The sequence below is a fragment of the Kluyvera chengduensis genome (assembly GCF_044197065.1).
In the GTDB taxonomy this organism is placed as follows: Bacteria; Pseudomonadota; Gammaproteobacteria; order Enterobacterales; family Enterobacteriaceae; genus Kluyvera; species Kluyvera ascorbata_C.
Window position 1 is genome coordinate 75,331 of the sequence record NZ_JBIQOI010000012.1, and the last position, 23,407, is coordinate 98,737.

The 23,407-nt window shown below is 53.1% G+C and carries 22 protein-coding genes and 2 pseudogenes; 12 read left to right on the forward strand and 12 right to left on the reverse strand.

The features are described 5' to 3' along the window. Nucleotides 1-8 precede the first annotated feature (8 nt). From ACH1XZ_RS21295 to ACH1XZ_RS21305, 3 genes are read left to right on the forward strand one after another with little or no spacing between them, the layout of a single operon-like run. Nucleotides 9-809, forward strand: coding sequence for a PTS mannose/fructose/sorbose/N-acetylgalactosamine transporter subunit IIC (locus ACH1XZ_RS21295; RefSeq protein WP_395597075.1), 801 nt, complete (start codon nucleotides 9-11; stop codon nucleotides 807-809). After that, nucleotides 802-1,644 (forward strand): PTS system mannose/fructose/sorbose family transporter subunit IID, encoded by an 843-nt coding sequence (locus tag ACH1XZ_RS21300; RefSeq protein ID WP_395597076.1) that lies wholly within the window; start codon nucleotides 802-804, stop codon nucleotides 1,642-1,644. Before ACH1XZ_RS21295 ends, ACH1XZ_RS21300 begins: the two co-directional genes overlap by 8 nt. 48 nt (nucleotides 1,645-1,692) lie before the next feature. Next, entirely contained in the window at nucleotides 1,693-2,658 is a 966-nt protein-coding gene (locus ACH1XZ_RS21305) for an NAD(P)-dependent oxidoreductase (protein WP_395597077.1), read from the forward strand. A 190-nt stretch (nucleotides 2,659-2,848) separates the two neighbouring features. Here ACH1XZ_RS21305 and ACH1XZ_RS21310 read toward each other — a convergent pair whose 3' ends face one another. From ACH1XZ_RS21310 to fdhD, 5 genes are all read right to left on the reverse strand, one after another. Continuing rightward, entirely contained in the window at nucleotides 2,849-3,061 is a 213-nt protein-coding gene (locus tag ACH1XZ_RS21310) for a YdgH/BhsA/McbA family protein (protein ID WP_035892326.1), read from the reverse strand. 272 nt (nucleotides 3,062-3,333) lie between these two features. Then, a complete protein-coding gene (locus ACH1XZ_RS21315) occupies nucleotides 3,334-3,813 on the reverse strand; it encodes an Hcp family type VI secretion system effector (RefSeq protein ID WP_395597078.1) in 480 nt (159 codons plus the stop codon). 400 nt (nucleotides 3,814-4,213) lie between these two features. Next, entirely contained in the window at nucleotides 4,214-4,906 is a 693-nt protein-coding gene (locus ACH1XZ_RS21320; RefSeq protein ID WP_395597079.1) for a hypothetical protein, read from the reverse strand. Between the two features lie 284 nt (nucleotides 4,907-5,190). After that, the gene (locus ACH1XZ_RS21325) at nucleotides 5,191-5,403 is read right to left on the reverse strand and encodes a YdgH/BhsA/McbA-like domain containing protein (RefSeq protein ID WP_333497139.1); all 213 of its coding nucleotides are present in this window, start codon (nucleotides 5,401-5,403) and stop codon (nucleotides 5,191-5,193) included. Between the two features lie 128 nt (nucleotides 5,404-5,531). Beyond that, nucleotides 5,532-6,281, reverse strand: coding sequence for a formate dehydrogenase accessory sulfurtransferase FdhD (gene fdhD / locus ACH1XZ_RS21330; protein WP_395597080.1), 750 nt, complete (start codon nucleotides 6,279-6,281; stop codon nucleotides 5,532-5,534). A gap of 502 nt (nucleotides 6,282-6,783) precedes the next feature. On the opposite strand from fdhD, the gene fdnG reads away from it, so the two are divergent. From fdnG to fdhE, 4 genes are read left to right on the forward strand one after another with little or no spacing between them, the layout of a single operon-like run. Next, complete coding sequence (gene fdnG, locus ACH1XZ_RS21335; RefSeq protein ID WP_395597081.1) at nucleotides 6,784-9,834, forward strand: formate dehydrogenase-N subunit alpha; 3,051 nt, start codon at nucleotides 6,784-6,786, stop codon at nucleotides 9,832-9,834. A 12-nt stretch (nucleotides 9,835-9,846) separates the two neighbouring features. Beyond that, on the forward strand, nucleotides 9,847-10,749 hold the full coding sequence (gene fdxH / locus ACH1XZ_RS21340) for a formate dehydrogenase subunit beta (RefSeq protein ID WP_395597082.1): 903 nt from the start codon (nucleotides 9,847-9,849) through the stop codon (nucleotides 10,747-10,749). Continuing rightward, entirely contained in the window at nucleotides 10,746-11,381 is a 636-nt protein-coding gene (fdoI, locus tag ACH1XZ_RS21345; RefSeq protein WP_395597083.1) for a formate dehydrogenase cytochrome b556 subunit, read from the forward strand. The genes fdxH and fdoI overlap by 4 nt, the downstream gene beginning before the upstream one ends. Then, the gene (gene fdhE / locus ACH1XZ_RS21350) at nucleotides 11,378-12,307 is read left to right on the forward strand and encodes a formate dehydrogenase accessory protein FdhE (RefSeq protein WP_395597084.1); all 930 of its coding nucleotides are present in this window, start codon (nucleotides 11,378-11,380) and stop codon (nucleotides 12,305-12,307) included. Before fdoI ends, fdhE begins: the two co-directional genes overlap by 4 nt. Nucleotides 12,308-12,344: 37 nt before the next feature. Here the strand turns inward: fdhE and ACH1XZ_RS21355 are convergent. Both ACH1XZ_RS21355 and ACH1XZ_RS21360 read right to left on the reverse strand, forming a co-directional pair. Beyond that, a pseudogene (locus ACH1XZ_RS21355) lies at nucleotides 12,345-12,491 on the reverse strand (PIN domain-containing protein); the annotation flags it as partial. Continuing rightward, nucleotides 12,484-12,681: pseudogene (locus tag ACH1XZ_RS21360) on the reverse strand (ribbon-helix-helix domain-containing protein); the annotation flags it as partial. The pseudogenes ACH1XZ_RS21360 and ACH1XZ_RS21355, both read right to left, overlap by 8 nt. A gap of 206 nt (nucleotides 12,682-12,887) precedes the next feature. Here ACH1XZ_RS21360 and ACH1XZ_RS21365 point away from each other — a divergent pair. Beyond that, nucleotides 12,888-13,799, forward strand: coding sequence for an alpha/beta hydrolase (locus ACH1XZ_RS21365; RefSeq protein WP_395597085.1), 912 nt, complete (start codon nucleotides 12,888-12,890; stop codon nucleotides 13,797-13,799). A 24-nt stretch (nucleotides 13,800-13,823) separates the two neighbouring features. On the opposite strand, the gene fabY is transcribed toward ACH1XZ_RS21365, so the two are convergent. The 5 genes from fabY to typA form a co-directional block, all read right to left on the reverse strand. Continuing rightward, complete coding sequence (gene fabY / locus ACH1XZ_RS21370; RefSeq protein ID WP_395597096.1) at nucleotides 13,824-14,765, reverse strand: fatty acid biosynthesis protein FabY; 942 nt, start codon at nucleotides 14,763-14,765, stop codon at nucleotides 13,824-13,826. Nucleotides 14,766-14,809: 44 nt separating this feature from the next. Further along, complete coding sequence (dtd, locus tag ACH1XZ_RS21375) at nucleotides 14,810-15,247, reverse strand: D-aminoacyl-tRNA deacylase (RefSeq protein ID WP_395597086.1); 438 nt, start codon at nucleotides 15,245-15,247, stop codon at nucleotides 14,810-14,812. After that, on the reverse strand, nucleotides 15,244-16,110 hold the full coding sequence (locus ACH1XZ_RS21380) for a virulence factor BrkB family protein (protein WP_395597087.1): 867 nt from the start codon (nucleotides 16,108-16,110) through the stop codon (nucleotides 15,244-15,246). The genes dtd and ACH1XZ_RS21380 overlap by 4 nt, the downstream gene beginning before the upstream one ends. After that, a complete protein-coding gene (gene yihX, locus ACH1XZ_RS21385; protein WP_395597088.1) occupies nucleotides 16,104-16,703 on the reverse strand; it encodes a glucose-1-phosphatase in 600 nt (199 codons plus the stop codon). Before yihX ends, ACH1XZ_RS21380 begins: the two co-directional genes overlap by 7 nt. Before the next feature lie 136 nt (nucleotides 16,704-16,839). Beyond that, nucleotides 16,840-18,663, reverse strand: a complete 1,824-nt coding sequence (typA, locus tag ACH1XZ_RS21390; RefSeq protein ID WP_035892308.1) for a ribosome-dependent GTPase TypA — start codon at nucleotides 18,661-18,663, stop codon at nucleotides 16,840-16,842. Between the two features lie 379 nt (nucleotides 18,664-19,042). Here typA and glnA point away from each other — a divergent pair, with 379 nt between their 5' ends. From glnA to ACH1XZ_RS21410, 4 genes are all read left to right on the forward strand, one after another. Then, a complete protein-coding gene (glnA, locus tag ACH1XZ_RS21395) occupies nucleotides 19,043-20,452 on the forward strand; it encodes a glutamate--ammonia ligase (protein ID WP_035892307.1) in 1,410 nt (469 codons plus the stop codon). A 206-nt stretch (nucleotides 20,453-20,658) separates the two neighbouring features. Further along, nucleotides 20,659-21,708, forward strand: coding sequence for a nitrogen regulation protein NR(II) (gene glnL / locus ACH1XZ_RS21400; RefSeq protein WP_333499969.1), 1,050 nt, complete (start codon nucleotides 20,659-20,661; stop codon nucleotides 21,706-21,708). A gap of 9 nt (nucleotides 21,709-21,717) precedes the next feature. Next, on the forward strand, nucleotides 21,718-23,130 hold the full coding sequence (gene glnG, locus ACH1XZ_RS21405) for a nitrogen regulation protein NR(I) (RefSeq protein WP_035892305.1): 1,413 nt from the start codon (nucleotides 21,718-21,720) through the stop codon (nucleotides 23,128-23,130). 111 nt (nucleotides 23,131-23,241) lie between these two features. Further along, the gene (locus tag ACH1XZ_RS21410; RefSeq protein WP_147281518.1) at nucleotides 23,242-23,349 is read left to right on the forward strand and encodes a YshB family small membrane protein; all 108 of its coding nucleotides are present in this window, start codon (nucleotides 23,242-23,244) and stop codon (nucleotides 23,347-23,349) included. Nucleotides 23,350-23,407: the final 58 nt, after the last annotated feature.

Genomic DNA, 23,407 nt, shown 5'->3' on the forward strand with positions numbered 1-23,407 from the left:
AGGTCGCTATGTTAACGTCTGCACTGCTTGTCGCGCTGGTGATGTATATCGCCAAGTTCGCTGACCATACGCTCGGCCAGCCGCTGATTGAACGCCCGCTAATCTGCGGCGCGATGGTCGGTTTCGTGCTGGGCGATTTTCAGCAGGGAATTATCATCGGCGCTACGCTTGAGCTGATTTTTCTCGGCACCATCACCATCGGCGGCTCGGTGCCTGCCGACCTGGCGGTGGGTTCAGTTCTGGCTACCGCGTTCACCATTCTCACCCACGCTGAACCTGCGGTTGCGGTGGCATTAGCGCTGCCGATCAGCCTGCTGGCGGTCTTTGTTTACCAGGTGCTGAAGCTGGTTTATACCGCGCTGGTTGAGAAATATGACGCTTTGCTTGAAGAGGGGCGCGACCGCACCGCGCTCGGTATCACGCTCGGAATGACGATGTTCTACGGCGTGCCGTTTGCGGTACTGGCCTTCTTCGGCATTCTGTTTGGTACCGATGTGATCCGCAGCCTGGTGGAAAGTATTCCGGATACCGTTATGCGCGGTATGACGGCGGTAGGCGGCATTCTTCCCGCTCTGGGCTTTGCCATTTTGCTCAAGGCGCTGTGGAACCGAAATATCGCGGCCTTCTTCTTTATTGGCTTCGCCATGGCGGCTTATCTGCAACTGCCGATTATGGGCATCGCGATTATCGCCGCTTCCGTTGCCGTTTATCTCTGCTTCAACGAATTCAACCAGTTGAAAGCCAATAAACAAGCCACTACTGCCGCAAGCGCGTCGGTTGACGATAAGGATGGGTTCTTCAATGACTGATATCCACAACAGCGCGGTAAGCGCAGTCGACGACAGCAAGAGCGAGAAAAAGATGTTCCGCCAGCTGTTTTTCCGCCAGTTCCAACTGCTGGGCTCCATGAACTTCACCCGTATGGAAGGGCTGAGCTACGGCTGGATCCTGGCGCCGCTGCTCAAGAAGATCTATACCGGCAACCCGCACGGCTACGTTGAGTCGCTCAAACGCAACAGCCAGTTCTTCAATACCAACCAGCATCTGGCACCGTTCATTATGGGCCTGACGCTTTCAATGGAAAAAGAGAACGCCGCCAATCCGGATTTTGATACCTCCAGTATTAACGGTATCAAAGTGGCCTTGATGGGGCCGTTTGCGGGCGTCGGCGATTCCTTCTTCTATGGCGTGCTGCGCATCATTGCAACGGGGATTGCTATCGGCCTCGCATCACAGGGGAACCCGTTGGGGCCGCTGCTGTTCCTGCTGATTTACAACATCCCAAGCTTACTGCTGCGCTACTACGGTGGGGTCATGGGCTATCGGCTGGGTTCGAAGTACATCGCCGAAGCGACGCAGTCTGGCTTGCTTTCCTGTATCACCAAAGCCTCGGCCATGATGGGCCTGATGATGGTGGGCGCAATGAGCGCCAGCATGGTGAAGTTTACCACCACCTTTAAAACCACTATCGCCGGGCAGCCATTCGTATTGCAGGAGATCCTCGACAAAATCTGCGTCGGGCTGATTCCGCTGCTGCTGGTGTTGGGCTGCCTGAAGCTGCTGAACAAAAAAGTGAGCCCCAATAAAGTGCTCATCATGCTGATTGTTTTCGGTTTCGCTGCTGCGGGCGTTGGGATTATTTAACCCTTACCAGGCTCCCTTCTAAACAAGGGGGCCTGTCATGGAGTATTTATGGTCTGGCATGCCGCGTTGTTTTCTTGTCAGCCTGAGAAATTTCATCAGGTTTTTCAATCAATTCATCTCACCGACATTGCTTCTCGCTGCAATCTCTATCCTGTACTCATTACCCCGGAAAATATCAACCAGCACCTATCGGCGCTAAAAGATATTGAGTTCATATTTTCAACCTGGGGCATGTTCACCTTAAGTGAAGCACAGCTGGATAACTTATCTCGCCTGAAGGTTGTTTTTTATGCTGCGGGTGCAACGGATTACTTCTCGGCTCCCTATCTTGCTCGTAAGATAAAAATTGTCAGTGCATGGCGAGCAAATGCTGTTCCTGTCGCTGAATTTTGTCTCGCACAGATCTTATTAGGTTGTAAGGGCTATTACCGTAATCTGCGGGAATACACTTGCCCGGAACAATTTTCAGTGCTGGCGAATCAGCATTCCGCGCCCGGAAATTATCAAGAACGGGTCGCGCTACTTGGTGCAGGCGCGATCTCTCAGGCTTTGCAAACTTTATTACACCCGTTCGCCCTTGATGTGGTGGTGATTCCATCAAGGCCGGATAAACGAACGCTTTCTTTGGAAGATGCCTTCTCAAGTGCGTGGGTTATCAGTAACCATTTACCTAACCGCGCTGATAACATAGGTATTATTGATAGAAATCTTTTTCAAAGAATGCGTACTGGGGCCGTATTTATTAATACCGGGAGAGGCATGCAGGTAAACGAAAAAGACCTCATCAACATACTGGAAGAACGCCCCGATCTGACCGCTATTCTGGATGTCACCAAACCTGAACCACCCGATGCAACATCATCGTTATATACACTTCCTAACGTGCAGTTAACCAGCCATATTGCCGGGGCACTGAATAATGAGACCCGACGTTTGGTTCACTGCGTACTGGATGAATTCCAGCGCTGGTTGAAAGGTGAACCACTTCAACATGAGATTTCAACACGTTTATAAATGATGCCCTTCAGAGGATTTATATAGTCAGGCGCTGGCCTGCGGAGAGAAACGATAGGTCAGATAAGGTATTTACGCCGCCATCAGGTAACTTGCGCGGGTTCTGCCGGATGACGCTTCGCTTATCCGACCTACCGCTTAAAAACAAAAAAAGCGCCCCAAGGGCGCTCTTTCGACGGTGATTCGCAGCTTATTTATTCAGTTCAGCGGTCATGTGCACGCGGTTACCGGAATAAGCCTGAGTAATTTTGTAAGAGCTTGCACCCGCTTGTTCAGCCTGGGCGGCAATTTTCGCTTCTGCACCGTCAATGGTAGAGGCGGTTGCGGTCACGGTCTGAGCAGCGAAAGTACCGAAAGAAGCGGCGAGTGCGATAACTGCGACAAAAGTTTTGATGCTTTTCATGATGTAAACCCTTTCAATTAGTTGTTTGGATAAGGCGTGTCGCCTTGATGTGATAAATAATAGCCCTCACATCGTTCAACGAAAAGCGGAAGGATTTGTTGTTATCAATCAAATAAATTGATTAATTTTACACCACTATCGCACCTACGCATCAACCCAGTCGCAGACCTCTCCGATGTCGGGCTGAGCCTGCTGATCGACACAGTACACGGCCCCCAGATGCATCGGCTTTGCTATTTTCTTACCTCATTAGTGTCATGGTGCCTTTGTCATCAGGCGCAACAACTATCGTTCCATACATCACGATAAATAATATTACCCTCCGTATACTTCCAGGTAATTGCCTCATAACGCAATTCAAGCGTTTCAAGATGGGTGCTGCTCATGCCATTAGGAGCAAGATATGGGGAAACCGTCGTGAGTTTGACATTGTCCAGGATGATATTGAAATATTCAGACTCGATGCCCGACTCCAGTATTCGATACATCTTGATTGTTGCTTTCTTCAGCGTTCGGCCTTCGCATACGGCGCGATACAGAATAGGTGTCGTTTGGTCAAATTCCTTCACTACTGTGATAGGGCGATGAACGCGCGTTCCTGTCAGCTTTCCCCTGTTTGGATCTACCGGGATAGTGACACCGTGAGAAAATGATTTTAACTCTATAGATCCAAGACGAAGTGGTATTAGACAACTGCCCACAATAGGCGAACCATTTTCATCTTCAAGCCATAAGTGTGCGGGGGTAGACATATAATTTCCTTATATATAAAATGAAGATAATGCTATCTTTTAATAATATTCATAATAACGACCTAATCATCCTGGTAATAATGATTATAAATTCATCATCCGATACAATTGTAATTTAAACGCCTCAATTCGCTCAAACAATGGTTCTATCATATAATACAACCTGGACCTTATCGATGATGATTTAAATAGCTGAGATATTCACGCCATCACCATTTACAGTAACGTGTAAAAATAAAAATCATAACAATGGCGAATAATCCTATAGGCCAGATAGGACTATCAGGAAAAAAATACCCCTGAAGCAACGCAAAAATAACCGTGAGAATCACAGGGCCGTAAAGTGATGATAAAAACCTGAGCTGCCACAGTAGAAATTTCTTTAGTGAGTGAATCATGATTATCGGATCATCCGGGTGATGATGTTTACTATATTGGAATCAGACGACCATTGTGCTTCTAGTGCACCTGCATGCTCGAATGTCGGTTCAATCAGGAAATACATCATTTCTAGTTGTTGCATGTAAAGCACTGAATAATAAGCTGGATATTGGAAGTGTAAACGATGAGCGCTATCCGCCGCTTTCTGAACCAGGCCATATGTAGCAACAACCCCAGCGACGGTACCCGCGGCACGTCCCGTTAGGGCACTGAGTTGTATACTTAAATTTAATCCAACACGAACGCTGGTAGCAACAGCTAAAGCGTACCCTGCACCTGTAAGAGTGCTAGCAGCTATATGGATATTCACTGCCATAAGCGATTTTTTAATACACTCTAACTGAGCATTAGTTTTGTATTTGAATATTTCCTCAAAGTAAATTCGAAGCATCTCATAGACAACATCACCATGCTGAATAATGCGAATAACTGCATTTCTAAAACGCAGATCTTCTGTCTTTTGCTGCTGGCAAACATCGTTATACTCATCGGTAAAACAGGACGTGTAATACAGCAAGCGGGTCGTCCCTTTCCCTAATATATCAACCTGGTTTCTGACCTGTTCGCCTACGGCTGAAACAGCATGATCGAGCTTCAGTGCAAGAATTTTGTTGGCTTGTAGGTAACTGATAACTTTATTGTTATTGTACATAAACACTCCATGTTAATTTCCATTATTTACCACGGGAAAGAGCTCGGAAAACTGTCGGGCGTAGAACGGAATATCGCCAGTACGTAAAGCACATCTGACCCATCGGGTCCGCAGTGTCGTATCGGCCTATAAAAATATCTGATTCAGTCCGTCGGACAGATTGATCTGGATCTTATCACTCGTGAAAAAGCTGAGAGGTGACGCAAGTTTCTCCGGCTCCGGCGGCAGAACCCCAGAAACGAAAAAAGCGCCCCAAGGGCGCTCTTTCGACAGGTGCTTATCGCTTATTTGTTCAGTTCAGCGGTCATGTGCACGCGGTTACCGGTAAATGCTTCGGTAATTTTATAAGACGATGCGCCAGCAGCCTGTGCCTGAGCAGCGATTTTCGCTTCTGCACCGTCCATTGTAGAGGCGGTTGCGGTCACGGTCTGAGCAGCGAAAGTACCGAAAGAAGCGGCGAGTGCGATAACTGCGACAAAAGTTTTGATGCTTTTCATGATGTAAACCCTTTCAATTAGTTGTTTGGATAAGGCGTGTCGCCTTGATGTGATAAATAATAGCCCTCACATCGTTCAACGAAAAGCGGAAGGATTTGTTTGCATCATTCAAATTAATTGAACATCAATTACTCACCGATAAGACGCTGTGGATGGGTATAGATTGTCGCTCTGCCTGGTTTGCAAAAGCCCACCAGCGTCAGATTGCAGCGCTCGGCAACTTCTACCGCCAATGTGGTGGCAGCGGAGACCGCAAATAAAATCTCGACGCCGCACATGGCCGATTTCTGCACCATCTCATAGCTGGCACGGCTAGAAACCAGCGCCGCCCCCAGCTGCCAGCGCGACCCTTCCTGCGCACGATGGCCTAGCAGTTTATCCAGCGCCACGTGACGACCCACATCTTCATGCCCGCCCACCAGCTCACCCGATGGCATAACCCAGGCTGCCGCGTGGGTGCATCCCGTTTCACGGCCAACCGGTTGAACATCGTTTAAATGCCTTAGCGCATGGTCAAGATGGGCCAGATCAAAGGTCTGGCTGAAAGGCAGCGGCTGGACTGGTTTGCCAATATCATTGAGTTGCTCAACGCCGCAAACGCCACACCCGGTTCGCCCGGCAAGCGCACGACGGCGCTCTTTTAACCCCATAAAGCGGCGGCTGGAGAGCTCAATTCTGACTTCCATGCCGTTGCAGGCCGGCACCACGTCCATGCCGAATATTTCACGTGGATGTTCAATAATGCCTTCAGACAGCGAAAAGCCAACGGCAAAGGCTTCGAGGTCTTTCGGCGTCGCCATCATCACGACGTGAGAAATGCCGTTGTAGACCAGCGCAACGGGAACTTCTTCAGCGAGAATATCCTGTGTGGGTTGCATAATCTTTGGCCTTCTGAAGACAGTTCGCTCGGCTGCACCAACCAGCTGCAACGAGGGTTCGACTTCATCTTTAACATTAAACACGGCAAATACTCTGAACGACATCAAAAATAAGGGGCGTCTATTCCATCACAACCGGAGGGAATTGAGGCTTATTATGGATCAAGTTGTGGTGCAATAACGCACAATGCGCATTTTTCGCGGCATTCTGCTACAAAACGACTGAGTAAACCAGAGGTACTACCTTGTGGTTATCTTCGTTAATCACGCGCAAAATCAGTGCGATATACAGGGCTAAATGTGATAAATATCACGATTCAATGTTAACCCAAGCAAAATCCATTCACCTGTCGTTAACCGCGTTAGAACAAGCCTACCGATATTGTGGTATTCTGAACCAAAGCCCTCCTGGAACTGAGGGCATCGCAGTATTCAGAATCTTCGTCTGACTACGACGAAGAACAATTACAAGCAATGACAATGTCGAAACAAGGAGCTAACCATGCAGGTCAGCAGAAGGCAGTTCTTTAAGATCTGCGCTGGCGGTATGGCAGGAACCACGGCAGCCGCACTGGGCTTTGCCCCAGGCATCGCACTCGCGGAAACACGGCAGTATAAATTACTGCGCACCCGTGAGACCCGTAACACCTGCACTTACTGCTCTGTCGGTTGTGGGCTTTTAATGTATAGCCTCGGCGACGGCGCAAAAAACGCAAAAGCCTCAATTTTCCACATCGAAGGGGACCCGGATCACCCGGTCAACCGCGGCGCGCTGTGCCCGAAAGGCGCAGGTCTGGTGGACTTTATCCACTCTGAAAGCCGTCTGAAATACCCTGAATACCGCGCACCAGGCTCCAATAAATGGCAGCAAATCAGTTGGGATGAAGCGTTTGATCGCATCGCTAAGCTGATGAAGGCTGACCGCGACGCCAACTTTATCGAGAAAAACGAAGCAGGCACCACCGTTAACCGTTGGTTGACCACCGGTATGCTGTGCGCCTCCGCTTCCAGTAACGAAACCGGCTTCTTAACCCAGAAATTCACCCGCGCGCTCGGTATGCTCGCGGTCGACAACCAAGCGCGTGTCTGACACGGACCAACGGTAGCAAGTCTTGCTCCAACATTTGGTCGCGGTGCGATGACCAACCACTGGGTTGATATGAAGAATGCCAACCTCATCGTCGTGATGGGTGGGAACGCGGCAGAAGCGCATCCAGTAGGATTCCGCTGGGCGATGGAAGCCAAGATCCATAATGGCGCGAAGCTGATTGTTATCGATCCCCGCTTTACGCGAACCGCGTCAGTGGCGGATTTCTACGCCCCAATTCGCTCCGGTACCGACATTACCTTCCTGTCGGGCGTGATGCTGTACCTGTTGAATAACGAAAAATTCAACCGCGAGTACACCGAAGCCTATACCAACGCCAGCCTTATCGTGCGGGAAGACTTTAGCTTCAACGACGGCCTGTTCAGTGGCTACGACGCCGAAGCGCGTAAGTATGATAAGACCTCCTGGAACTACGAACTGGATGAGAACGGCCACGCGAAACGCGATACCACCCTCACCCATCCGCGCTGCGTCTGGAATCTGCTGAAACAGCATATTTCTCGCTATACGCCGGAGATGGTCGAAAAGATTTGCGGTACGCCAAAAGCTGACTTCCTGAAAGTCTGCGAGTACATCGCAGAAACCAGCGCGCACGATAAAACCGCCTCGTTCCTGTATGCGCTGGGCTGGACGCAGCACTCCATCGGTTCGCAGAACATCCGTACCATGGCGATGATCCAGCTGCTGCTCGGTAACATGGGCATGGCAGGCGGCGGCGTAAACGCCCTGCGTGGTCACTCCAACATCCAGGGTCTGACCGACCTCGGCCTGCTGTCGACAAGCCTGCCGGGCTACATGACGCTGCCAAATGAGAAGCAGGCTGACCTGCAAACTTACCTCACCGCCAACACGCCTAAACCGCTGCTGGATGGCCAGGTGAACTACTGGGGCAACTACCCGAAATTCTTTGTCTCGATGATGAAGACCTTCTACGGCGATAAAGCGACGGCGGAAAATAGCTGGGGCTTTGACTGGCTGCCGAAGTGGGACAAAGGGTACGACGTCCTGCAGTACTTCGAGATGATGAACGAGGGCAAGGTCAATGGCTATCTTTGCCAGGGCTTTAACCCAGTTGCCTCATTCCCGAACAAAAACAAAACCGTCGCGGCGCTTTCTAAGCTGAAGTTCCTCGTCACCATTGACCCGCTCAACACCGAAACGGCGACCTTCTGGCAAAACCACGGCGAGTCGAACGATGTTGATCCATCGAAAATCCAGACCGAAGTGTTCCGTCTGCCGTCCACCTGCTTCGCCGAAGAGAACGGTTCTATCGTGAACTCCGGTCGCTGGCTGCAGTGGCACTGGAAAGGCGCGGACGCCCCGGGTGATGCCGTCACCGACGGTGAGATCCTGGCTGGTATCTTCTTACGCCTGCGTAAGATGTATGCCGAAGAGGGCGGCCCGGTACCAGAGCAGGTGCTGAACATGAGCTGGAACTACTCAACGCCGGATGAGCCCGCGTCTGAGGAAGTGGCGATGGAGAACAACGGTAAGGCGCTGGCCGATATTATCGACCCGGCCACCGGCGCGGTTATCGTGAAGAAAGGCCAACAGCTGAGCTCGTTCGCCCAACTGCGCGATGACGGTACCACCGCCAGCGGCTGCTGGATCTTCGCCGGTAGCTGGACGCCGGACGGCAACCAGATGGCGCGTCGTGATAACGCCGATCCATCCGGCCTTGGCAACACGCTGGGCTGGGCCTGGGCATGGCCGCTGAACCGTCGCATCCTGTATAACCGTGCCTCCGCAGACCCGCAGGGTAACCCGTGGGATCCGAAGCGCCAGCTCCTCAAGTGGGACGGCGCGAAATGGGGCGGCGTGGATATTCCGGACTACAGCGCCGCGGCACCGGGCAGCAACGTCGGGCCGTTTATCATGCAGCCGGAAGGGATGGGTCGCCTGTTCGCCCTTGATAAGATGGCAGAAGGTCCGTTCCCGGAACACTACGAACCGTTTGAAACGCCGCTGGGCACTAACCCGCTGCACCCGAACGTCATCTCTAACCCTGCCGCCCGTATCTTTAAAGGCGATAGGGAAGCGTTGGGTAAAGCGGATAAGTTCCCGTACGTCGGTACCACCTACCGTCTGACCGAGCACTTCCACTACTGGACCAAGCATGCGCTGCTTAACGCCATCGCACAGCCGGAACAGTTTGTGGAGATTGGTGAGAAGCTGGCCAATAAGCTCGGCATTGGTCACGGCGATACCGTGAAGGTCTCCTCCAACCGCGGCTACATCAAAGCCAAGGCGGTAGTGACCAAGCGTATCCGCACGCTGAAAGTTGACGGTAAGGATATCGATACCATCGGTATTCCAATCCACTGGGGCTATGAAGGCGTGGCGAAGAAAGGGTTTATTGCCAACACCCTGACGCCGTCCGTCGGTGATGCGAACTCGCAGACGCCGGAATTCAAGTCCTTCCTGGTGAACGTGGAAAAGGTGTAACGGAGACGACCTATGGCTTATCAATCGCAGGACATTATCCGTCGTTCCGCCACTAACGGTTTTACTCCCGCGCCTCGCGCGCGGGATCACCAGGAAGAAGTGGCGAAGCTTATCGACGTGACCACCTGTATCGGCTGTAAAGCCTGTCAGGTGGCCTGTTCAGAGTGGAACGATATCCGTGACGAGATCGGCAGCAACGTTGGGGTGTATGACAACCCGGCGGATTTAACCGCCAAATCCTGGACGGTGATGCGTTTCTCGGAAGTGGAACAGAACGACAAACTGGAGTGGCTCATCCGCAAGGATGGCTGTATGCACTGCGCCGACCCGGGCTGCCTGAAGGCATGTCCGTCAGAAGGGGCTATCATTCAGTATGCCAACGGCATCGTCGACTTCCAGTCTGAGCAGTGCATTGGCTGTGGCTACTGTATCGCAGGCTGCCCGTTCAACGTGCCGCGACTCAACCCGGAAGACAACCGCGTCTACAAATGTACGCTGTGCGTCGACCGCGTGAACGTCGGGCAAGAACCGGCATGCGTGAAAACCTGCCCAACCGGCGCTATCCACTTTGGTTCCAAAGAGGATATGAAAGTGCTGGCGGGCGAGCGCGTAGCCGAACTGAAAACCCGTGGTTACGATAACGCAGGCCTGTACGATCCGGCGGGCGTTGGCGGTACGCACGTGATGTATGTGCTGCACCACGCCGACAAACCGAATCTGTACCACGGTCTGCCGGAGAACCCGGAAATCAGCGCCACCGTGAAGTTCTGGAAAGGCGTCTGGAAACCGCTGGCCGCCATCGGCTTTGCCGCCACTTTTGCAGCGAGTATTTTCCACTACGTCGGGGTCGGTCCGAACCGTGCGGAAGAGGAAGAAGACAACCTGCATGAAAAAGACGACGAGGTGCGCAAATGAAACGACGTGACACCATCGTGCGCTACACGGCGCCGGAACGCATCAACCACTGGGTCACCGCCTTCTGTTTCATGTTGGCGGCGATAAGCGGGCTGGGATTTTTCTTCCCATCCTTCAACTGGTTGATGCAAATCATGGGGACTCCACAGCTGGCGCGAATTCTGCACCCGTTTGTGGGCGTCATCATGTTTGCTTCGTTTATCATCATGTTTTTCCGCTACTGGCACCACAATCTAATCAATCGGGATGATATCTTTTGGGCGAAGAATATTCGTAAGATCGTCGTCAACGAGGAAGTAGGTGACACCGGGCGTTATAACTTCGGCCAGAAATGCGTATTCTGGGCGGCGATTATCTTCCTGGTGCTGCTGCTGGTGAGCGGTGTGGTTATCTGGCGTCCGTACTTTGCGCCTGCTTTCTCAATCCCGGTGATCCGATTTGCGCTAATGCTGCATTCATTTGCCGCAGTGGCGTTAATTGTGGTTATCATGGTGCATATCTACGCCGCCCTTTGGGTGAAAGGCACCATTACCGCGATGGTGGAGGGATGGGTTACCAAAACGTGGGCGAAGAAACACCACCCGCGCTGGTACCGTGAAGTCCGCCAGAAACAGGAAAAGTCATCTGAATGAGTATTCGCATAATCCCGCAAGATGAGCTGGGTTCGAGCGAGAAACGTACGGCGGAAGTCATTCCGCCGTTGTTGTTCCCCAGACTCAAGAACCTCTATAACCGCCGCGCCGAACGCCTGCGCGAGCTGGCAGAGAATAATCCGCTAGGCGATTACCTGCGCTTTGCTGCGCTGATTGCCCACGCTCAGGAAGTGGTGCTGTACGACCACCCGCTGAAGATGGATCTCACCGCGCGCATCAAAGAAGCGAATGACCAGGGCAAACCGCCGCTGGATATTCACGTTCTGCCGCGCGACAAGCACTGGCACACGCTGCTGCAATCGATGATTGCCGAGCTGAAGCCAGAGATGAGCGGCCCAGCGCTGGCGGTTATCGAGAACCTGGAGAAAGCTTCCGAGCAGGAGCTGGAGCAGATGGCGAACGCGCTGTTTGCCTCTGACTTTGCTTCCGTGAGCAGCGATAAAGCGCCGTTTATCTGGGCTGCTCTGTCGCTCTACTGGGCACAAATGGCCAGCCTGATTCCGGGCAAAGCCCGCGCCGAATATGGCGAACAGCGCCAGTTCTGCCCGGTATGTGGCTCAATGCCGGTTTCCAGCATGGTGCAAATTGGTACCACTCAGGGGCTGCGCTACCTGCACTGCAACCTGTGTGAAACCGAGTGGCACGTGGTGCGCGTGAAGTGCAGCAACTGCGAGCAGAGCCGCGACCTGCACTACTGGTCGCTGGATAACGAGCAGGCAGCAATCAAAGCCGAAAGCTGCGGCGACTGCGGTACTTACCTGAAGATTCTGTATCAGGAAAAAGACCCGAAAGTCGAAGCGGTTGCCGACGATCTCGCCTCATTGGTACTGGACGCACGAATGGAGCAAGAAGGGTTCGCCCGCAGCTCGATTAACCCGTTCCTGTTCCCGGGGGAAGGGGAGTAATTTCCCGCGTTAAACCGGGCGGTGTATTCGGCCCGGTTTACAGCGCATAGGGTAAAATAACGCCCGGAAGTCCCGCAAAATCCTTGGTATTGCGCGTCACCAGTTCTCGGCGATGAACATGCGCGGTAGCCAGAATAATGGCATCGGGCAGCTTCATGCCGTACTCCTGCCGTAGATTCACACTCTTGCCAGATCCCAAGCGCACCAGAAATAGTGAACTCAGCCTGACTCTGCTTTTCAAGATATTGCTCAACCGCTTCACGCAACAGTTCCGCACGAGGCAGATTTCGCTGCTGTTTAAGTATGTCGAGGCGCTTAATCACCTCGTCGGACAAATCGAGAAGTATTCTGCCCATATCCCTTTCAACCATCATGCTCATATATGCCTCAAGTATATCATTCATGCTCAATAAGCGAACAACATACACGTGGTTTAAATAGGGTTATAGGCTGCAATGAACAAATCGTTCATTTTTGCGAGCCGCTATCCACAATCACCCATCCCCCCCAATTTCTCGTTTTCATTCACGATAAACCAGGCTATAAAACTGTATGTTTATACAGCAAAAAGGAGATCGTCATGGCATTGGAAAACGGCATTGCGCAGTTAGTTGCTGAGTTTATTGCGGCGGGTCGCCCCTCTTTACGCAAGCAGAATATTGATGACCGGAGAAAGGGCTATATTGCCAGCACGGCACTGGCGGGTGAGAAGGAGATTCGCGTCAAATCGGAAGACATTGTGCTGGAAGAGATGATATTTCGCGTCATTTCACCGCTAAATGCGGCATCTTCACTCCCCTGTATTATCTACTTTCATGGCGGCTGTTTTGTCAGCGGTGGGTTTATCACTCACGATAATCAGCTGCGGCAATTAGCCTGGCACAGCGGATGCCGGGTGATTGCTGTGCAGTATCGTCTGGCACCGGAACACACTTTCCCCGCCGCTCACGATGACGCCGAGCGTGGCGCGAACCTGGTCCATAAATATGCTCAGCAGCTTGGTATTGACCGCAAGCGTATCACGCTCGCTGGTGATAGCGCTGGCGGCCACCTGGCGCTGGTCACCGCGCTACGACTTAAAGCCAACGCGGCATGGACGCCGTCAAAACTTATGCTGATTTACCCTATGCTCGACGCCACCGCCAGCTTTGCCAGCTACATCAGCAACGGGCAGGACTACATTATTACTCGCGATGCGCTGCTTTCAGGTTTTGAGATGTATTTGCAGGGACAAGATCCACGGAACCAGGAGGCCAGCCCACTCTGGCGCGACGATTTTAACGGCCTTCCTCCGGTGCATATCATTACCGCCGAATACGATCCGCTGCGCGATGAAGGGGAAGCGCTGTATGAACGATTAACCCGACAGGGCGTGACCTGCACCTGCCAGCGCTATCATGGGGTTATTCACGGATTTTTCCAGCTTGGCGGCGTGAGCCAGGCAGCACGGGAGGCAATGGAGGATGTGGCCCGACGGGTGGCAGGCCACTGAATATATTGGGCGAAGCGAGATGCCCTACTCCTCTTCGTTCCCGCCCTCGACATACGAACCGAAGGGTTTTGCAGGCAGCACGATATAGGTTCCCTCAAACACCACGCCAGGGGTGTCATCGCCAAACAGCTCAACCTGCATCTGCACGCGTGCTTTACGCCCTCGGGCCAGTCGGTCCAGGTCACCGCTAAGCGAGCCGAGGTCGGCGATGGCGGTCGGTTTACCGGTAATAGGTTTCCGGTATCGGATATGGGCGTCGGCCAGAATAATGGTTCCGCCCAGGTGGCGCTCACGTAGCATCAGCCAGATAAGCCCCCAGCCGGTGAGCGTGGCCAGCGAAAAGAGGCTACCGGCAAACAGCGTATGGTGCGGGTTCTGGTTGCCGGTTTCCGGCATGGTGGTAATGAATTTCTGCCCAGTGTACTGCTGGATGCGCACGCCCATTTTTTCGCTGAGCGGAATATGATCGTACCAGGCCTGTTGCAGCTGTGCGCACCAGTCGCCGCGGTGAAGAATATCATCCAGCGTAGCAACGGGTTTAATCATCAGGAAATGGCGAACGGGTGTGGTCTGCGGGGTGGTAATTTCCCCTTCGTTCTTGAACCCGAGCTTGGAAAAAAACGGCACGGCATCTTCACGTGCGCTACAGGTGACGCGCTTAACCCCTTCCTGACGCGCAACGGACTCCAGCGTCATCGCGATAAGCGTCCCCAGGCCTTTATCCTGAACATCGGGGTGTACCGCCATAAAACGGATAGACGCTTCGTTATCCGCGTTGATGTACAGCCGCCCGACGGCGACCAGCTTTCCCAGCTCATCAACCACCATCTGATGGTGCGCCATGGCATCCCAGGCATCACGCTCGGAACCTTTTGGCTGATGCAGGGGTTTACGCAGCATTTCCCAGCGGAACTGGTAATACTGCTCTAACTCTTCTTCAGTCTGCGGTACTCGGAGATGGTACATAATGGCACTCTCTTTTGTCGCCCACGTCCTAACGGGAAGCGTGGTCATACTTGTAACCAGAACGTCACGGGGCCGTCATTGACCAGCGACACCTGCATATCCGCTGCGAATCGTCCTGTTTGCGTGTTCATATCCTGTTGGCGACAGCGTTGTACAAAATAGTCATAGAGCGCTTCGGCGCGATCCGGTGCGGCGCCTTTTGAGAAGCTCGGACGCATGCCGCGTTCGGTATCCGCCGCCAGCGTAAACTGCGACACCACCAGCACGCTGCCGCCAGCTTGCTGCACGTTAAGGTTCATCTTGCCGTCAGCATCGCTGAAGATGCGGTAGCCCAGCACGCGCTCACACAGGCGGTTCGCCTTCTGCTCATCGTCGTCTTTCTCTACGCCCAGCAACACCAGCAGCCCCAGGCCAATTTCTCCCGTCACTTCGTCCGCGACGCTAACGCTCGCGCGGGTGACTCGCTGAATTAATGCAATCATGATTCTTCGGCTTCTTGTTGTTCTGTTTTCAATTTTCGGTATTCACCGAGAGTGACAGTTATTTCGGCACCTAGCAAGACGATACACCAGGTCCAGTAGACCCAGACAAACAAAATAGGGATCACTGCCAGTACACCGTAAATCAACTGATAGGACGGGAATGCGGTGATGTAGAGGGAGAACGCCTTCTTACCCAATTCATGCAGCAGCGCAGCAACCAGCGCGCCAATCACCGCATCACGGTTCGGAACCTGGGTGGTAGGAACAATGCTGTAGAGCAGCCAGAACGAAAGCCAGGAGAGCAGCAGCGGGAAAATACGCAACAGATTATCAATCACTCCATGCAGTTCGCTGGCCCAACGTAGCGAGAGCAAATAGGAGCTAATTGCCAGGCTCACCCCGGCCAGCAACGGCCCAAGGGTGAGGATCATCCAGTAGACAGCAAACGAATAAACCTTTGGGCGCGTGCGCTTGCTCCGCCAGATGGTGTTCAGGGCGCTGTCGATGGAGTACATCAACAGCAGCGCGGTAATAATCAGGCCGCAGGCACCAAACGCGGTCATCCTGTTGGAGTTGGCGACAAACTGCTCGATATAGCGCTGAATAACGTCGCCGGTTGCGGGCAGGAAGTTAGCGAACACAAAATGGCGAATCTGCAGACTCACTTCCGAAAACATGGGAAATGCCGCGAACAGGGCGAAAATTACCGCCACCAGCGGCACAAGAGAAAGCAACGACACGTAGGCCAGGTTACCTGCCAGTGTCGTCATGTTGTCTTCTTCGATGCGCCGCCAGAGGAATTTGCTCCACGCCGCCAGCGGTCGGGTATGATGAATCAGTTTTTGATAAACGGTTTTTAGCATAACGACTTCATAAAGTAGTCGGGTAGGGTTTCTCTCCCGGTCACCAGTATGCTGGTGATCCCCAACTGGTTAGCGCCCTCTATATTATCGGCGTTATCGTCAAAAAAGACCGCATCGGCGGCAGAAAAACCTTCAGATTCCAGTACACGTTGGTAAATCCGGGCCTCCGGTTTACGCATTCCCATCTCCTGAGAAAGATAAACGTGATCGGCAGCAGCATAGATTTCCGGGTATGCATCAGGCCAGAAGGTGGTGTGAAGCGCGTTGGTATTAGACAGCACCACCACGCGGTGTCCCTGCTCGCGCAGTGTTTTCATGATATCGATGACTTCAGGGCGAAGGGCTACAAAAACCGCCTGCCAGCCGTGGGCAAACTGCTCGTAGCTGAGCGGTAGCTCCATGTCATGGCACATGGCTTTCGCAAATTCTTCATCCGATATTTCACCGCGTTCGTGCTGATGAAATACCTCACCCATGGTGAAACTCTGCTTTAGCCGAGCCAGCGGCACGCGAGCGAGATCGCTCCACGTTCCCAGAACACGGTTGAAATCAATGTCGACAATCACATTACCTAAATCAAAGATATAGAGCATTTTTGCCTCCGTTCACGCCGTGGAAATTTCACTCTAGCGGGAAAGGCGAACTTTGACCATGAACAAACGCTCTCTATTTCAAAAAGAAAAACCCCGCCATATAGGCGGGGTTTCAGGTCACTACAAAAGAGAGAAATTAATCTTCTTTTGGACCGCGCATAGCGCGTTTACGGTCGTTTTCAGTCAGGTGACGTTTACGGATACGGATAGAGGTTGGGGTAACTTCTACCAGTTCGTCGTCATCGATGAACTCCAGAGCTTGTTCCAGAGTCATTTTCTGAGCTGGGACCAGCGTGGTGGCTTCATCAGTACCGGAAGCACGCATGTTGGTCAGTTTCTTACCGGTCAGGCAGTTTACAGTCAGGTCGTTAGAACGGCTGTGAATACCGATGATCTGGCCTTCGTAAACTTCTGCGCCGTGGCCCAGGAACAGCTTACCGCGGTCCTGCAGGCTGAACAGTGCGAACGCAACTGCTTTACCCTGACCGTTGGAGATCAGTACGCCGTTCTGACGCTGACCCACTTCACCTGGACGAACGTCGTCGTAGTGGCTGAAGGTGGAGTACAGCAGACCGGTACCAGAGGTCATGGTCATGAATTCTGAACGGAAGCCGATCAGACCACGGCTTGGGATCACGTAGTCGAGACGTACGCGGCCTTTTCCGTCTGGATTCATGTTTTTCAGGTCGCCTTTACGCTCACCCAGTGCCTGCATGACAGAACCCTGGTGCTGCTCTTCGACGTCCAGCGTTACGTTTTCGAATGGCTCTTGTTTACGGCCATCGATTTCGCGGAAGATGACTTTCGGACGGGAAACCGCCATTTCGAAACCTTCACGACGCATGTTTTCAATCAGAACGGACAGGTGCAGTTCACCACGGCCAGAAACGCGGAATGCGTCTGCATCCGGAGTTTCTTCAACGCGCAATGCCACGTTGTGTACCAGTTCTTTCTTCAGACGGTCCAGAATCTGGCGAGAAGTAACGTACTTACCTTCTTTACCACAGAATGGAGAGGTGTTGACGTTGAAGAACATGGTTACCGTCGGTTCATCAACGGACAGCGCTGGCAGCGCTTCGACGTTCTGCGGGTCGCAGATGGTGTCGGAGATGTTCAGCTCGCCCAGACCGGTGATCGCGATGATGTCGCCAGCTTCAGCCAGGTCGCTATCGATACGCTCCAGACCCAGGTGAGTCAGCACTTTACCGACTTTACCGTTACGGGTTTTGCCTTCGCTATCGATGATAGTGATCTGCTGGTTTGGCTTCACTTTACCGCGTTTGATACGGCCGATACCGATAACACCAACGTAGTTGTTGTAGTCCAGCTGGGAGATTTGCATCTGCAGCGGGCCATCCAGGTCTACGTCTGGAGCCGGTACACGATCAACGATGGTCTGATACAGCGGGGTCATGTCTTCCGCCATATTTTCGTGATCCAGACCTGCGATACCGTTCAGCGCGGAAGCGTAAACGATAGGGAAGTCCAGCTGTTCGTCGGTCGCGTCGAGGTTAACGAACAGGTCAAATACCTGGTCAACAACCCAATCAGGACGTGCGCCTGGACGGTCAACTTTGTTGATAACAACAATTGGCTTCAGACCATGAGCAAATGCTTTTTTGGTCACGAAGCGCGTCTGCGGCATCGGGCCATCCATTGCATCAACTACCAGCAGCACAGAGTCAACCATGGACATGACGCGCTCAACTTCACCACCGAAGTCGGCGTGCCCTGGGGTATCAACGATGTTGATACGGTAATCATTCCATTTGATTGCGGTGTTTTTCGCGAGGATGGTAATCCCACGCTCTTTCTCCAAATCGTTGGAGTCCATCACACGTTCTTGAGTTTCAGCACGTGCATCAAACGTACCGGATTGCTGCAGCAGCTTATCAACCAGGGTAGTTTTACCATGGTCAACGTGCGCGATGATGGCGATGTTACGCAAATTTTCGATCACAACTTTGCCTCGGGCATTAGAAATAGCGCGTTATTGTACACGGATTAATCGCACTACAAAACAGGATCACAGAGATCCTCCGCAAACAAGTATTGCAGAGTTTCTTTGTGATCGCTTTCACGGAGCATAAAAAGGGCACCTGGTCACAACTTGCACCAATATGGTGCTCATCGTTTCAGGATAAGCACTATAATGGTGCAAAGACGCTATCGTGGTGCAGCCCTTTTGCACTATGGTGCGCATGATAACGCCTTTTGGGGGTGATTTAAAAGTTGGCACAGATTTCGCTTTGTATATTTCAAGGCAACAACGCCACTTTAAGCAGTGATTGAAGACCTCGTTACCACGACGACAATGATAAATCCGGGAGATGTTAAGTATGTCCGCTGAACACGTTTTGACGATGCTGAATGAGCACGAAGTGAAGTTTGTCGATCTGCGCTTCACCGATACCAAAGGTAAAGAACAGCACGTCACTATTCCTGCGCACCAGGTAAATGCCGAATTCTTCGAAGAAGGCAAAATGTTTGACGGCTCCTCTATCGGTGGCTGGAAAGGCATTAACGAATCCGACATGGTTCTGATGCCAGACGCATCTACCGCTCTCATCGACCCGTTCTTTGAAGAGTCTACCCTGATTATCCGTTGTGACATCCTGGAACCAGGCACCCTGCAGGGCTACGACCGTGACCCGCGCTCCATCGCTAAACGCGCTGAAGAGTACCTGCGCGCTACCGGCATCGCAGACACCGTTCTGTTCGGGCCAGAGCCAGAATTCTTCCTGTTTGATGACATTCGCTTCGGCGCATCCATCTCCGGTTCTCACGTAGCTATCGATGACATCGAAGGCGCATGGAACTCCTCCACCAAATATGAAGGTGGTAACAAAGGTCACCGTCCAGGCGTTAAAGGCGGTTACTTCCCGGTTCCTCCGGTTGATTCTTCACAGGACATCCGTTCTACCATGTGTCTGATCATGGAAGAGATGGGCCTGGTTGTTGAAGCGCATCACCACGAAGTTGCGACTGCTGGCCAGAACGAAATCGCCACCCGCTTCAACACCATGACCAAGAAAGCGGACGAAATTCAGATTTACAAATATGTTGTGCACAACGTCGCTCACCGCTTCGGTAAAACCGCGACCTTTATGCCAAAACCAATGTTTGGCGATAACGGTTCCGGCATGCACTGCCACATGTCCCTGTCCAAGAACGGCGTAAACCTGTTCTCCGGCGACAAATATGCTGGCCTGTCCGAGCAAGCGCTGCACTACATCGGCGGTGTTATCAAACACGCTAAAGCTATCAACGCCCTGGCTAACCCGACCACCAACTCCTACAAGCGTCTGGTCCCAGGTTATGAAGCACCGGTAATGCTGGCTTACTCTGCCCGTAACCGTTCTGCATCCATCCGTATCCCGGTTGTTGCTTCTCCGAAAGCGCGTCGTATCGAAGTGCGCTTCCCGGACCCAGCGGCTAACCCATACCTGTGCTTCGCAGCACTGCTGATGGCTGGCCTGGACGGCATCAAGAACAAAATCCACCCTGGCGAAGCCATGGACAAAAACCTGTACGACCTGCCGCCAGAAGAAGCGAAAGAGATCCCACAGGTTGCTGGCTCTCTGGAAGAAGCGCTGCAGGCTCTCGATGCAGACCGCGAGTTCCTGACCGCAGGTGGCGTGTTCACTGATGAAGCTATCGACGCTTACATCACGCTGCGTACCGAAGAAAACGACCGCGTACGTATGACTCCGCACCCGGTTGAGTTCGAACTGTACTACAGCGTCTAATCGTATTTTGAGTTGTACTTTCCAGCTGTAGCCGCGCCATTGCCTTCAGGTTCTGGCGCTCTCCCTGGAATTAAGTTGCCGTGGAAACTTTCAGCCCATCTCAGGATGGGCTTTTTTCTCCACCAACAACCTGATATCTCGCGCTTTTTACCCGTAAAAAGCTATACTGCACTAAAACAGTGCAAGCCTTTTCAGGAGACTGCTAAATGGCAACAGGCGCACTGCCCGATGCTGGGCAGATCCTTAATTCGTTAATCAACAGCATTTTACTGGTCGATGATGACCTGGCCGTTCACTATGCGAACCCTGCCGCACAGCAACTGCTGGCACAGAGCGCGCGCAAACTCTTTGGTACGCCCTTACCCGAGCTTCTGAGCTATTTCTCGCTGAACATTGGCTTGATGCAGGAGAGCCTGCAAACGGGCCAGGGATTTACCGATAACGAAGTGACGCTAGTGATTGACGGGCGCTCGCATATTCTTTCGCTGACCGCACAGCGTTTGCCAGACGGTTTTATCCTGCTGGAAATGGCGCCGATGGATAACCAACGCCGCCTCAGCCAGGAGCAGCTCCAGCACGCTCAGCAAATCGCGGCGCGCGATCTGGTACGAGGGCTCGCCCACGAGATTAAAAACCCGCTGGGTGGCTTACGCGGCGCTGCACAGCTACTGAGCAAAGCGTTGCCTGACCCGGCGTTGACCGAGTACACCAACGTCATCATTGAACAGGCCGACCGCCTGCGTAATCTGGTCGACCGCCTGCTTGGCCCACAGCATCCCGGTACGCATATTACCGAGAGCATTCATAAAGTGGCGGAACGTGTCGTCAAACTGGTCTCAATGGAGCTGCCAGAGAACGTCACGCTGGTGCGTGATTACGACCCAAGTTTGCCGGAACTCCCGCACGATCCTGACCAGATTGAACAAGTTCTTCTGAATATCGTGCGTAACGCATTGCAGGCGCTTGGCCCGGAAGGGGGCGAAATTGTCCTGCGCACCCGTACCGCATTCCAGTTAACGCTGCACGGCGTACGCTACCGGCTGGCCGCCAGAATTGATGTCGAAGATAACGGCCCCGGTATTCCACCGCATTTGCAGGATACGCTGTTTTACCCGATGGTCAGCGGCCGCGAAGGCGGCACCGGGCTGGGTCTGTCGATAGCGCGCAGCCTTATCGATCAGCACTCCGGCAAAATTGAATTTACCAGTTGGCCAGGCCATACCGAGTTCTCGGTTTTCCTGCCAATCAAAAAATAAGGTGTGTTTATGCAACGAGGGATAGTCTGGGTCGTTGATGACGATAGCTCCATCCGTTGGGTGCTTGAACGCGCACTCACCGGCGCGGGGTTAACCTGCACCACGTTTGAAGGCGGGAAAGAGGTGCTGGATGCGCTGGCCACCAAAACGCCTGACGTACTGATGTCCGACATCCGTATGCCCGGTATGGACGGTCTGGCGCTGTTAACGCAAATCAAGCAGCGCCATCCGATGCTTCCGGTCATCATAATGACGGCGCACTCCGATCTCGATGCCGCCGTTAGCGCCTATCAGCAAGGTGCATTCGATTACCTGCCAAAACCGTTCGATATCGATGAAGCGGTGGCACTGGTAGAGCGGGCAATTAGCCATTACCAGGAACAGCAGCAGCCACGCAACGTGCAGGTCAATGACCCGACCACCGATATCATCGGTGAAGCGCCCGCCATGCAGGATGTCTTCCGCATTATCGGCCGCCTCTCCCGCTCGTCTATCAGCGTGCTGATTAACGGTGAGTCCGGCACCGGTAAAGAGCTGGTCGCCCATGCGCTGCATCGCCATAGCCCGCGCGTTAAAGCGCCATTTATCGCGCTCAACATGGCGGCAATCCCGAAAGACCTGATTGAGTCCGAGCTGTTTGGCCATGAGAAAGGGGCCTTTACCGGCGCGAATACCGTTCGTCAGGGCCGATTTGAGCAGGCCGATGGCGGCACGCTGTTCCTCGACGAAATTGGCGATATGCCGATGGATGTCCAGACCCGTCTGCTGCGCGTACTGGCCGACGGCCAGTTCTACCGCGTGGGCGGCTATGCTCCGGTGAAGGTCGACGTGCGCATCATCGCGGCGACCCACCAGAACCTCGAACAGCGCGTTCAGGAAGGCAAATTCCGCGAAGACTTATTCCACCGCCTGAACGTCATTCGTGTCCATCTGCCGCCGCTGCGCGAGCGTCGGGAAGATATCCCGCGCCTGGCGCACCATTTTTTACAGGTTGCCGCGCGCGAACTGGGCGTGGAAGCTAAGCTGCTGCACCCGGAAACCGAAGCAGCGTTAACGCGTCTGGCCTGGCCGGGCAACGTGCGCCAATTGGAAAACACCTGCCGCTGGCTGACGGTGATGGCCGCAGGACAAGAAGTGCTGATACAGGATCTGCCGAGTGAGCTGTTTGAAGCCAGCATGCCAGACAGCACCACGGCAACGTCGCTGCCGGATAGCTGGGCAACGCTGCTAGCGCAGTGGGCCGACCGCGCGCTGCGTTCCGGTCATCAGAACCTGCTTTCTGAAGCACAGCCGGAGATGGAGCGTACGCTGCTGACCACCGCGCTGCGCTATACGCAGGGGCACAAACAGGAAGCGGCTCGCCTGCTGGGCTGGGGTCGCAATACCCTGACGCGTAAGCTGAAAGAACTGGGAATGGAGTAAGGCCAGCGTGAAGTGTAAATATTGCTCGATTCGCGCAAGTTGCTGCAATTTTATACTTTACTGTTTCGATGAGTTAAGTATTATTCAGCCCGCAAATTCGAGGGGACGATAATGTTTGAATCATTGATCAATTTGGCTTCAAGCGGCGCCGCCGGTCATTCACCACAGACGGCCGTTGCTGCCGTGCTGTGTGCTGCGCTGGTTGGGCTGTTTAGCTAAGCCGGATGGCGCTTGCGCTTATTCGGCCTGTAGGCCCGGTAAGCGTAGCGCCACCGGG